Raw genomic sequence first — 12,225 nt, 5'->3', positions numbered from 1 at the left:
TCAGAGTATCCATTTCAAATAATTGGCCTGGATTATAACCCTAACAGCTCTCGCTTGGCTGCATCCGGATCATGTACGACCTCAATCTCATGGTTGAAGATTAGTGTCGCACGATCCTGCTCATATTCAGGCCATTTCACACCTGCAACTTCAGGTTGGCCATTCTTGGCAAAGGAAATCCAGGCATCCTGTACCTTGAGGGCAAGTGCCGCCGCGGCTTCATCCGGCTCTGCATTCATGAATTTGAGGACATGCAGTGTATTAAACACAAAGAACATTTCGATACTGTGAATCGCTCTTTTTAACAAGGGATGTTCCGGCATGACCCAATCAAATCGATACATCCACACCGGGGCATACTTCTGCTGTGCAGCAGCATATTGCAGCGCTGACCGCCAGAAGTACATATCCGTCATGACTTGGGCTTGTCCATCTGCCGTTTTTGGATAACTATCCGCGATGGCTACCCGGTTCTCCAGATCTGGCGTCATAAAGTCTACGCCCTGAACCATATCGATCTCTTTTGAATAAGGCACATGTGGCTGAATGAACAGTGCACCCTCGTGCAATGTCGTACCAATCAACACCGGAATATCCTGCGCCGAGCCTTCGCTCACCGCCTGAAGTGGCACCTGTGGTAGTGTCTGCCCATCCAATACAGGTTGGAACAATAATGCCATACCTGCCCCGCTCTGCTGTTTGACCGTTTCACCCGCTGCAATAATCTGCTCTACAGGAATTGTATTTAACTTCTGCAGGTTGTCCCGATCCACCCCAAGGATTTTTAACACCCCTTCCCGCAACGCTGAAGCTTGCTCTGCCGGCATGAACTGGGATGCACCACTCTCCATAATGGCACGTTGGAACAGTCCTTTGGCCGCTGGCATCGCCATCAGTGCTGCAATACTCATGCTGCCTGCTGATTCGCCGAACACCGTAACTTGATCCGGGTTACCACCAAAAGCAGAGATATTATCCTTCACCCACTGTAATGCCGCAACCTGATCCAGCAGACCTGCATTGGATACATATGAATCACCTAATGGAGCCATATGCAGGAAACCCAAAGGTCCTAATCGGTAGTTGATCGTCACAACAATGACGTCCCCCCGAACCGCTAACTGTGTACCATCATACATCGGCTGGCTACCTGAACCTGTTACAAAGGAGCCGCCGTGAATCCATACCATGACCGGCAGTGGTGTTGCTCCTTTTTCCTTAGGTGCCCAGATGTTCAGATATAGACTATCTTCTGACTCATTCGGAATTTCTGTCTGGCCTTCTGGTTGGTGATTTCGAGGTTGTATATTCTCAGGCCCAAATTGTGTAGCCTGTCTTATTCCATCCCATGACTCAGGCTGTACCGGAGCCTTGAAACGCAGCTTACCTACCGGGGGTTTCGCATAAGGAATGCCTTTCCATACGCCTGCATCGTGCAAAAGCTCGCCTTGAACGGTACCATATGTCGTTTGAACCTGAAGTTCTCTCATGCCGCTTCTACTTCCTCTCCGTAAATAGGTTAAATTAACGAGTACGTGCATATCATGTGTACTTATTTGAGTATAGTTTGTAGTCATACCCATTTACAACTTTACCCAACTCTAGCCACTCCTGCTACGTTTCACGTGGAACTTTATGGGGTGGATGTTCTGATACATATCTTTAAGATGGACACCAAAAAGGCCACCTTTGAGCAATGTCATCAAGTTTAACTTGTCTTAATGGCATTGACCCTTAGCATGACCCTTTACCGTTGATTATCCAAATAACTACCCTACTGTAGGATAACTTACTGTAAACTCAGCACCCTCAATCCATTTGCTCGTAACAAAGTTCCGCCCCTTTACAACCACTCGATCCTTATAAACCTCCACATGAAGTCCTTCACTGCCCTCCAGATGCTCATCCTGATCTGTCCAGAGATAACCTACAGACGAAGCATTGAACATCGTTGGCATCTTGCCTGCGCCATCGTACATCGTATGCTGTGCCTCCAATTGCCAATGGGTATGGCCAGAGAAGAGAATTGCTTGCGGGTATTTAGCAAGAACCGCTTTGAGTTCAGCATCCTGATTCACACCATACCATCCCTGTTCCTTCAGCGATCCAGCTACCGTATCCATAAGCGGCTGGTGCAAGAACAGGAAGATGGGATGATCTAGTGTTGCACGCTCAGACAATTTCGCATCCAGCCAGTCCAACTGTTCAGCCGACATATCGCAATCCTTCGGATGAGGTTGCTCAGTGCCCAGGAATATATAATGATACCCATCAATCCAATGGTCATGGTAAGAGCCCCTCATGCCGGTTCTCCCTTCAAAATCACTTAATCGACGCTGCCATAACCCTGCGACTGTAATGGGGTCGACTCCTGAAGAGATCGGTCCCCCATCCTGACCATCCTGCTCCGAAGGTGCAGTAGACAACGTATATGTGCCGCCGGATAGTTTCTCAATCAGTGCAGCTGATTCAGCAGCGGTCTGTTTTGTGACTAGCTCCATATCCGCTTCCTGCTCCAACAACTCGGCTACTTCATCTTCTTTCATCTCTAGCAAAACGATCGGCGGATCTTGCCATACCACGGCTCCAATATCATGGTTACCTACCGTGTACCGGATGTCCGGCAAACTCTCCGCATGCTGCTTCCATATGCGTTGCAACTCACGATATTCGCTCGGCAGACCTCGATCCGTCACATCGCCCACATGCATAATCCCGCTGCTCCCCTGACTAAATGTAGCTATGTCGGCTAATGCTTGGTCCAGATGCCGGTTATGAATATGGTCTGCCTCATCTCGCACATGTGTGTCCGTAATAACCTGGAAGCTGACAATAGGTTGCTCCGGTGTATGTTCATTTTTCATCAAGAATCACTCCATTTCAGTCCAATAATGCCAATCAGAATAAAACCGATCCAGACCATCGACGTGAGCCGCAGACGTTCACCGAAATAATAATGGCCCACAACGCCAATGAGCGTAATGCCCACCCCAGACCAGATCGCATAAGCTACAGCCAGCGGCATATACTTCACTGCAAAATTAAGAAAGGTAAAACTTGCGCCATAACAGACAAACATCAACACCGAAGGCCATAACCGTGAGAACCCATCCGATACTTTTAGCAAAATGGTAGCGCTCAGCTCCAGCCCGATGGCCAATGCCAACAGTACCCAGCCCAAGTAGGCGTGACTGTTCGTCATCGATTCAGCCCACCATTCAGCAATTCATGGAAGGATTGAATCGTTCTGTCCGCCAAGCGGATTTTTCCCGGTTCTCCAATGCCAATCCTGTACCCCGCACCAGCGGTTCGTGCCATCTCCATGTCTCCGTCCGTATCTCCAATAACCACAGTATGCTGTACAGATACTCCCAACCGCTCACAGGCAAGCAGTAGCATATCGGGAAAAGGTTTCCCCCGTTCCACCAGATCTGTACCAATCACCACGTCAAAAAAGGAATCCAGTCCCATCCACTGTAAATGTTTAATTGCACTTGGTGTATCATCTGCCGTCACAACACCCATAACCACGCCTTCGCTACGGCACTGTTCAAGGAATCTTTGAACTCCCGGTAACGGACGTGCCGGACGATGCTGTTCCATCTCTTCCTCCGCTCGCGCCAAACACTCCCGAACCATGATCTTGGCTTCCGCCCAGCTGAGACCCGCACGATATCCATGCCACGTCAGCACGGCATACACTTCATCCATAGTTCCCATCGCAAGTGGCCCCCGCACGTCATACCCATTCATTCGGCCTTGGTCATCGTGGAATGTACCCCAGATCTGTGGAAGTTCATCTGTATTGATACGAAGTCCCCTGGCCGCCAACTGGTCTCTGAAATCGTTCAACACACAATCGGTCCAGAACCCCCACATGCCCGTAAAATCAAGTAATGTGCCGTCCTTGTCGAACAAAACGGCTTCAATCGGATTTGGTAATCCGTCTACATACGTTTCATCTTGCATTGGTCAAACTCCTTGTCTGCAATCTTTATGAACGGAAAGAACGGTACAGCATGTACCGCCCTTTCCGCGTGAGTTACTTATAGTGATTAGTGATACGTTATGTTTACAATCTGGTCAGGCTCACGACCGAGTCTCTTGGAAACAGTTCTTGTCGATATCGTTACTTCGTTACCCGATCCAGTTCCTTCTGCGCTTTCTCTTTTGCTTCCTTCAGCGCTTGTTCCGCTGGCATATTATTGATCTGCACCTGATCAGCTGCATCTTTCAATGCATCATTGATCTTGCCACCCGTTGGATCCTGGAATGGAGCCGAGGCGTGAGCTGCCTGTTGCAATGGTACCGTGATCTGTGGATTTTCCTCACTGAACTTCATGAACTCTGGATCTTGTTGAGCCGACTGACGTACTGCAATATATCCGGTGTTCATGGACCATGAAGCTGTGTTCGAAGTTTCAGAGAAATACGTAAGCCATTTGTATGCTGCCTGCTGTTGCTCTGGACTTGCCGCTGACGGAATACCTGCCGATATGGCACTCGCTACCGGTTTTCCTTCACCAATACCTTCCCAGCCTGGTTGTTGCATTGCAGCGACTACGCTAAAGTCCAAGTCACCTTGGTCACCACTAGATCCGGTGTAACCTGCTGCTTTATTTTTCATCACATCATCAATCGTTTTGTACCAGTACTCCCAGCCCTGACCTCCGTAATGAATGCCCATAATCTTGTCTTCGTTAATCCATTTACGGAACAAGTCCCATGTCTCGATCCATTCCGGAGAGTCGATCATAACGGTTTTGCCATCGTCGCTAAGAATCTGTCCGCCCTTACCCAGCACGGCATCAATCATATTGTCTCTACCCCACATCGGTTCCCAACCGTAGAAGGTAGTCTTGCCATTCTCTTGTTTGCTCATCTTCGCCGCTGCCTCAGCCAGCTTCTCCCATGTCGTCAGACTGGCTGGGTCGATTCCGTTCTCCTTGAACGTATCCATACGGTAGTACATGATCTGGGTTGTACCGTACATTGGCAAAAAGTATTGCTTTCCATCCACCTGTCCCTGGTTCAGGAATGTCTGAATGAAATCGTCTTTCTTAAAATTCGGATCAGCGGCAATCATCTCATCCATGGGTGCATAATATCCTTTGCGTGCCCAGTCTATATTGGAGCTGAGTACAGCGGCTGGAACCTTCTTGGAAGCAATCGCTGCTTGCAGCTTCTGTTCCGTCTCCGTGTAATCTGCTTGTACAATTCCTTTTACAACGACTTCGCTCTGAGAAGCGTTGAACGCATCAATCGTCTTTTTCATGTTATCGCCCAGATTACCACCCAGACCATACCAGAACTCAATCTCCACCGGATCTTTTGCCTGAACTTCGGTTCCACTGGCAGCAGCTGTCGTGCCTGATTCTGCGGGTGCTTGTGTTCCACAAGCGGTCAATAGAGCAAAGCTGGTCGCGAGTACCAGCGACATGCCACCCTTCCAGTTCAACCTCAATCTCTTTTTCCATGTCATGCTTGCTTGACTCCAGTTCATTGTCGTTCCTCCCGTTTTAGGTGAAATGGTAGTGCATATCAGTTCTTGTTCACACCAGCCGTGATATTCACGCTCTGCATGATCGTCTTCTGGGTGAACAGGAAGAGAATAAGTAGGGGTGCGATGGTGAAGGCACTCGCAGCCATAATCTGTGGCCAAGCCAGTCCATATGCCCCGCCTTCTACAAAGAAGCTGCGCAGACCCGCCGATACCAGCTGTAAATTAGGGTCTTTGGTGATGAGCATAGGCCAGAAATAGTTGTTGTACTGTTCAATAAACGTAATCAGCACCATCACGGCGAAGCTTGAGCGAACAAGCGGCGTGATAATCGTCCAGAGAATCCGGAAGTGGGATGCACCGTCCAGCTGTCCGGCTTCCACCAATTCATGCGATACCTGCATGAACGCCTGCCGGATCAGGAAGATCGAGAACACGCTGACACAGTTGGATACAATCAAGCCTGTGTAGGAATCTAGCAGATTAAGTTCGCTAAGCACCAGGTAACTAGGCAGATATACGGCTGTACTCGGTATCATATAACCCACCAGAATCAGGGAGGTCAGCACACCTTTGAGACGGAACTTCATATGTGTCAGGGCGTACGCCATCATACTGGAGTTGACGACCTGAAATAAACAGATGGCTAAGGCCACCCCGGTACTGTTCAAGATGTAACGGGCAAATGGTGCCGCGTTCCAGGCATCCACATAGTTGCTCCACAGGAACGTCTCCGGCCAGAAGGTCGGCGGAAACTGCCAGATCTCATCATTGGTTTTGAATCCGCTAATGACCATCCAATAGAAGGGAAAGGCTGTACCCAGCGCGATAATGGCTAACAGGAAGTAGCGGATTAATTTACTTATTTTAAAATTCGGTTGTGACACGTTCTGCAACTCCTTGCGCTTCATCCGTTTAGACTTTTTGTTGGGCAATGTCATTGTCATTAGTAGTGCACCAGACGTCTGCCAAGCAGGAACGATACTCCCGACAGCAACACGCAGATCAGAATAATCACAACGGCGATGGACGAAGCTTCGCCTACGTTAAAGGATTCGAATGCAGACTGGTAATACATGTACAGCAACGTTCTCGTTGATCCCGCCGGTCCACCCTGCGTCATGACATTGATCTGGTCATAGGCTTGCAAGGACTGGATAGTAAGAATAATCGAGAGAAAAAATGTCGTTGGTGAGATCAGCGGCAATGTGATACTTCTGAACTTGTCCCAACCGTTGGCTCCATCGATTGAAGCTGCTTCGAGCAGATCGGAAGGCAGATTTCGTAGCGCAACGAGATAAAATACCATTGCCCACCCAATCGACTTCCAGAGCGTGACGATCAGAACAGCAACCAATGCCCAGTCCGCGTCACGCAACCAGCCGATCGGAGATACGCCTACCCAGCCCAGCATCAGATTAGCGAGTCCCACTTCGGGCTCGAAGATCCAGGACCACGCGATGGACACCGCAACTGTCGGGGTGACCCAAGGTGAGAAGAGTAATGTCCGGAAGATGCCGGATGATTTGATTTTGCTATTCATGAGCATCGCAAGCGCCAATCCGCCCACAATGGTTGGGATTACACTTCCAAGTCCGAATAACAAGGTGACTTTCAGTGATCGATAGAATTCAGAGTTTGTCAGCAGATAACTGTAATTGTCCAACCCAACGAACAACTTGTCCGGGCTCATGAAGTCCCAGTCGGTGAAACTGAGATAAACGATATATCCCAGAGGTCCCAGCCAGAAGATCAGCAATGGGATTAGAGCTGGCAGCGTGAATAGGACCGCCTCAGACTCCCTCCATAGTTTTAAACGCAAATCCCCCACTCCTTACTGTCCAATTTTTCTTTAATGATTGGGAATTTTTGAGTATAATCGACTTTATATTTCTTCTGTACAAAATTGATTGTACACTTGTATTGAAAATTCTAATTCCGGCTTATGTTAAAATTGGAGCAAGTCATGTAAAATATGAGGCAGCTAGTGGGAACGCTATCATAAACCAGAGGTGACATTGTGGGAAAAGAAACCGCCGGGAACCCGAATCATTCTTCGTTACCTGATCGGCATGCGCTGAGGGAGAGAGTCATTGAGGCCATCGCCAATACGATGGATCTGTATGGGGTGAATCATACGTTTGGCAAATTATACGGCATCATGTATTTTGAAGATCGTCCGATGACACTTGAAGAGATGAAAAACTCGATGAATATGAGCAAGAGCAACATGAGCTATGCGGTTCGTTCGCTTACAGAATCACAGATGATCTACAAACTGGAGGAGAAGAAGGACCGCCAGGATCAGTATCTGGCAGAGACCGACTTTTATCGTACATTCCAGAATTTCTTTGGGGCCAAGCTCCAACGGGAAGTAGATGTCATGTTAGAAGGCATTCGTGAGGTCATTCCCGACCTGTCCGCAATGATTCTTTCGGAGCATACCTCTTCTGAAGATCGAGATGATGCACTGCGTGATCTGCACAAACTCCAACACGCAGAGCAATATTACGTCTGGCTCCAAGGATTCGTGGATCAATTGCGAGACGGGAAATTTTACGAGAATGCTGCACACGCACCCAAGAAAGAGTAGTACAACTGCGTAAACAGAATAACTAATAGGTGACCCAGGGGCGCTAACGAACCTAGACGATCTGACGTACCATTGTTGAGTCACACTAAAGCGCAAAAAGGAGCTGTTCCTAGCCAATGTATGGCTTTTTGGAACAGCTCTTTTTTTATTCTATCTATTGTATTGTCATATCCTATCCGTCATTAGGGGTTCTCTTTTCCATATGCTACTGCGTTAATGACCCCTTTTTTTCTTTTATAAATATTACTTTTGCGCTGCAGCTTCGATATCTGCATATGCCCAGTGTGTTGCTGGTACATCACTAAACGTTGGCGTAACTGCACCAGTGAGCGGTGTGCGGTTGAACAATACATTCAACACTTTCACCGCTTCCGCACGCGTCAGCTTACTGTCCGGTTTGAATGTACCATCGTTGTAGCCGACCATCAGGCCGGCAGTTTGCACGTATGCAATGGCATCTGCTGCCCACAGGTCTGCGGATACATCTGTGAAGGAAACCGCTGTACCTGTATTTGTTGCTGTGCTCGCTTGTTGCTGCATCCAGCGATACGCAATGGTGGCCATCTGTGCACGGGTGATCGAACCTTCCGGTGCAAAGTGGGTGTTGCTCATCCCGTTCATGATACCAGCGGATTGCGCTTTTTGAATTTCACTTGTTGCCCAGTATGTCGCAGATACATCCTTGTAACTCACGCTATTCGCGGAACCTGCTGCCGCTTCAGTTGGAAGATTGCGAGCCAGCATAGCTGCCATCTGTGCACGTGTTACGAATGCATCTGGACGGAAATCTGCACCAAAACCTTGGATATACGGTTGGTGTGTACCTTGCGAAGCTTTCAGTCCATCTACAACAACGAGGGTGAACGTACTGAATTTGGTTACGGTAAATTCGATACCTTCGCTGTTATCCGCGAGTTTCACCAATTTGCCTTGAATCAATTCTTTTGTGCCGTCACTGTGTTCGATATAAATTGCCAAGTTGTCCAATACCTGCTGACGAGCAGCCGGATCAGTTGGCAGACTGTCACGCAGTGGCAAAGTCAACGTCACTTCACGGCTCTGCATATTCGTTTCGATCTCTACTGGGCGAGCCAATACGCGAACATTCGTATTCGGAGCAATCTGTTGGATCAACTGTTCTTTCTTTGCACGCTCTTCAACTTCTTTGCGCTCGGATTCCTTTTTCAAAGGTACAACGCGGAAGTACAAGTCTTGATCGAATCCGGCGATGGAATTCGTCGGAACGGAAATCACTGCATTTTCAGTGGAAATTTCGAGTTTCAGCGAACCATCATTCAATTCTTTCACGGCTGCCTTAGGCAGTTCAATACGTGTCTCGGACACGGCATCTTTGGTGTCTGGGATGACAATGCGTGCGGTGTTCATGTTTAATTGCTTCGCTTTTTCCACCGATTCCTTGGCAATCGCTTCGGTCATCTTCACCAGATCTTTAATCATGCCGCTGGTTTCAGTTGTACGGGTAATCGGTGTCTTGGTTAGGTTCGTGCCGTTCGCTCCATTAACGTCAACCACGATCTGTTCTTGTTTCGTTGTTGGTGCAGGTGTAGATGTTACAGGTGTAGTCGTAGAAGATCCGCCACCTGTGCTTCCACCCGGGTTAGGGGTTGGAGTATTGGATGTAAACGTAAGTGTTGTCCATTTCCATACCGGTGTGTTGCCTTTGGCTCTTACACGAACCACAATGGTTTGGTTCCCCTCGAATCGATCTGTACTGGTAAATTTATTCCAAGTCACCCCATGATCTTTGGAGTATTCCATCGTTTCATCTGCGCCGATAACAACATTGGCTGTGTCATCAGCAGAAACATTGGGCGCTGGGGGAGCAAAGAACAAGTTAAATGCTCTTTGAATATCATTAATTTTCTCATATCCTCCAATAGGTCGTTCACTAAACATCCATTCTGCAAGCTTTTGCTGCTGCTCCATATCCTCTGATATGTCATTTAATCGGTTCAGTTGCAGCGGGAATTCTTGAAGCATTACTTCAGGATATTGATTCATATACATTTCTGTCTGCACTTGCATCATGTAGTAAAACGTTAAATGCTGCCATGCCTCATTTGCAGACGAAGCTTGATTAATTGAAGGCAGCTCTCCAGATATCATAAACAATAAACTGACATCACTATCATTGTTCATCGTGACAGAACTCATCTTCGCAATATAAGCAATCATCCGTTGATCTGCTTCATTAGCTTTCAGATAAAAATCAGCTGCTGCCTTGAAGAGTCCAAAATCTTTTTGTGAGAAGAGACCCGGGCCTTCTAACAAAATCTGTTGGTAGAAAGTTTGTAATTCATAAGCCATTTCACGATAATCTAACCGATAGGCTTTGAGTGCCTTGGCACTCGCATCTACAATAAATTGGACCTGATCTCCATTATAGGAATTCGAATCGGGTATCAACTGCACTAATGTAGCAGCAACTGTATTTTGCTCTTCTTCAGTCAAATCACCAAACGAGCCGGGCTGAGTCAGCAAATCCGAGTTTCTCAACAGAGATAATATTGCATCCCGATCTTTGGCAAGTATAGCTTCATTTAATTGTGTCAAAGACTCTTTTGCAGGTGTATCAAAAAATTGGTCAAAATATTTCTGTGCCGTACTGTATGTCTCATAGCCATTACCCGGTTTTTTCAGCAGCATCCAGTCTGCAAGCTTCTCCATTTCAGTCATGTCGGAAGAAACGCTTTGCATTTTACTAAAATCAAGCGGGAATGTACCAACAAGGGTCTCTTTATCTGTACCTTTAAACTCCTCTGCTTGTTGTTGAAGGTTGTATAATTCCTTTAGCGCTTTAATCATTTCACTCTGTGTTGAGGCATTCGTAATTTTGGTAATTTGGAATGGAGCCATCGAAAGATTCATCACTGATTCTTCAAGGGATGGGTTACTAGTAATTCGTTGTAACTTAATTTTGAATGCCAGCACATTCCGCTCCAGATCAGAAGCATCAAAATATTGATCTAGCATCGGTTTAATCATATTCAGATATTCAGGACTAACCGACGCTGCAAAAGTAAAAGATCTGTCGTAATAAATACTCAATCTTTCTTGGACATCGGACAATTCATTTGCCTTCATTACTGAAATACCTTGTTGAATATAATCGACCAAAAGTTGAACCTCAAGATTACTCTGATATCCATTAACAGGTTCATTCATTTGTCCCGCTAAAGTTACCAGTGCATTCTGCTCTTCCAGGGGTAGAGATTCAAAATCCGGCGTCGTCGTAATAAAATTTTCATTTTTGAACAGTTCAGCTATTTTAGCTGCGTCAAAATTTTGACCAATGGCGTTATTAAACTCACCCAACGGTGTAGTAAATTTGATGGATTGCATCTGATATGCAAAATCCGAGTAACGATCCTGAACAATTACGTTAAAATAGTAGGTCTCACCTTCTGTTAAGTTAGTAACTATTCTAGAAAATGATCCATCTGTAGATTCTGAACCAGAAATCCAATTGCCATAAGCATGATCAACTGAGCTATTGTTGATTTCGTTCGCGTCCGTAAGATCAGAATTTTGGGAAAAGAAAACCCGATAACTCAATTCATGTGATGCAGTATTATCGGATTGAGCATATTCCCATTTAACCTCTACCGAATTATCGTCCACACCCTTCACCGTTATTAAACCATTATTGCCGGGTACCGGATACGATGCTCCTGCACTAACCTTTCCTGCTGGCGCCAGCCATGGAGCTACCAACACCAAAATGAGCAACATGCTCATTATTTTTCTGTACTGCATATTTCTCTTTCCTCCCTAATCTCGCTTTATGAAATATAGGCCAATTGTAGTACACAACTCTGAACGGATTCTGAACAATAGAGCAAATAAAAGGTTTTAAATCCATTTTTATATACATAATTCGCGTTAAAAAACATTTTTTTCGTCATTATTCAACATTTAAAGTGAAATATATAATATCTAAGACCTACAAAAATGCATCACGTAAGATTAGATTCAATAAACTAGCCTAATGAATTGAACAAATAGATCACAGAAACACATCTTAGAAATATCCGTTCTTCGAATTTCATTAGAACAAAGAAAGACCACCTATTGGGGTGGTCTTCTTTGTCTATCTTATCAGCTATTCGAA

At 46.4% G+C, this 12,225-nt stretch carries 9 protein-coding genes; 1 reads left to right on the top strand and 8 read right to left on the bottom strand.

Annotated elements, in window-relative coordinates; translation table 11 throughout:
* Nucleotides 1-32: 32 nt before the first annotated feature.
* From MKX68_RS11965 to MKX68_RS11935, 7 genes are all read right to left on the bottom strand, one after another.
* A complete protein-coding gene (locus MKX68_RS11965) occupies nucleotides 33-1,490 on the bottom strand; it encodes a carboxylesterase/lipase family protein (protein WP_340911765.1) in 1,458 nt (485 codons plus the stop codon).
* Nucleotides 1,491-1,769: 279 nt separating this feature from the next.
* The gene (locus MKX68_RS11960) at nucleotides 1,770-2,864 is read right to left on the bottom strand and encodes a metallophosphoesterase family protein (protein WP_340911763.1); all 1,095 of its coding nucleotides are present in this window, start codon (nucleotides 2,862-2,864) and stop codon (nucleotides 1,770-1,772) included.
* Nucleotides 2,864-3,202 (bottom strand): DMT family transporter, encoded by a 339-nt coding sequence (locus MKX68_RS11955; RefSeq protein WP_051447260.1) that lies wholly within the window; start codon nucleotides 3,200-3,202, stop codon nucleotides 2,864-2,866. The genes MKX68_RS11960 and MKX68_RS11955 overlap by 1 nt, the downstream gene beginning before the upstream one ends.
* Nucleotides 3,199-3,969 carry an HAD family hydrolase gene (locus MKX68_RS11950; protein WP_340911761.1) on the bottom strand — a complete coding sequence of 257 codons (771 nt, stop codon included), beginning with the start codon at nucleotides 3,967-3,969 and terminating at the stop codon, nucleotides 3,199-3,201. The genes MKX68_RS11955 and MKX68_RS11950 overlap by 4 nt, the downstream gene beginning before the upstream one ends.
* A gap of 160 nt (nucleotides 3,970-4,129) precedes the next feature.
* Nucleotides 4,130-5,503, bottom strand: coding sequence for an ABC transporter substrate-binding protein (locus tag MKX68_RS11945; RefSeq protein ID WP_340911759.1), 1,374 nt, complete (start codon nucleotides 5,501-5,503; stop codon nucleotides 4,130-4,132).
* A 38-nt stretch (nucleotides 5,504-5,541) separates the two neighbouring features.
* On the bottom strand, nucleotides 5,542-6,387 hold the full coding sequence (locus MKX68_RS11940; protein WP_340911757.1) for a carbohydrate ABC transporter permease: 846 nt from the start codon (nucleotides 6,385-6,387) through the stop codon (nucleotides 5,542-5,544).
* 59 nt (nucleotides 6,388-6,446) lie between these two features.
* On the bottom strand, nucleotides 6,447-7,322 hold the full coding sequence (locus tag MKX68_RS11935; protein WP_036671737.1) for a carbohydrate ABC transporter permease: 876 nt from the start codon (nucleotides 7,320-7,322) through the stop codon (nucleotides 6,447-6,449).
* A 198-nt stretch (nucleotides 7,323-7,520) separates the two neighbouring features.
* Between MKX68_RS11935 and MKX68_RS11930 the strand changes: the two genes are divergently transcribed.
* Nucleotides 7,521-8,093: a GbsR/MarR family transcriptional regulator gene (locus tag MKX68_RS11930; RefSeq protein WP_340911755.1), complete on the top strand. Its 573-nt coding sequence runs from the start codon at nucleotides 7,521-7,523 to the stop codon at nucleotides 8,091-8,093.
* A 243-nt stretch (nucleotides 8,094-8,336) separates the two neighbouring features.
* On the opposite strand, the gene MKX68_RS11925 is transcribed toward MKX68_RS11930, so the two are convergent.
* The gene (locus MKX68_RS11925; protein ID WP_340911752.1) at nucleotides 8,337-11,846 is read right to left on the bottom strand and encodes an S-layer homology domain-containing protein; all 3,510 of its coding nucleotides are present in this window, start codon (nucleotides 11,844-11,846) and stop codon (nucleotides 8,337-8,339) included.
* Nucleotides 11,847-12,225 lie beyond the last annotated feature (379 nt).

Source organism: Paenibacillus sp. FSL M8-0212 (genome assembly GCF_038004645.1).
In the GTDB taxonomy this organism is placed as follows: domain Bacteria; phylum Bacillota; class Bacilli; order Paenibacillales; family Paenibacillaceae; genus Paenibacillus.
Note: the sequence above shows the minus strand (reverse complement) of the source record. Positions and strands in the feature narration are given on the sequence as shown.

What these genes read in the sequence shown, in the direction of transcription:
- MKX68_RS11925 (WP_340911752.1), bottom strand. Translation starts at nt 11,846, where the DNA reads ATGTTGCTCATTTTGGTGTTGGTAGCTCCATGGCTGGCGCCAGCAGGA.
- MKX68_RS11945 (WP_340911759.1), bottom strand. Translation starts at nt 5,503, where the DNA reads ATGAACTGGAGTCAAGCAAGCATGACATGGAAAAAGAGATTGAGGTTG.
- MKX68_RS11965 (WP_340911765.1), bottom strand. Translation starts at nt 1,490, where the DNA reads ATGAGAGAACTTCAGGTTCAAACGACATATGGTACCGTTCAAGGCGAG.
- MKX68_RS11960 (WP_340911763.1), bottom strand. Translation starts at nt 2,864, where the DNA reads ATGAAAAATGAACATACACCGGAGCAACCTATTGTCAGCTTCCAGGTT.
- MKX68_RS11950 (WP_340911761.1), bottom strand. Translation starts at nt 3,969, where the DNA reads ATGCAAGATGAAACGTATGTAGACGGATTACCAAATCCGATTGAAGCC.
- MKX68_RS11955 (WP_051447260.1), bottom strand. Translation starts at nt 3,202, where the DNA reads ATGACGAACAGTCACGCCTACTTGGGCTGGGTACTGTTGGCATTGGCC.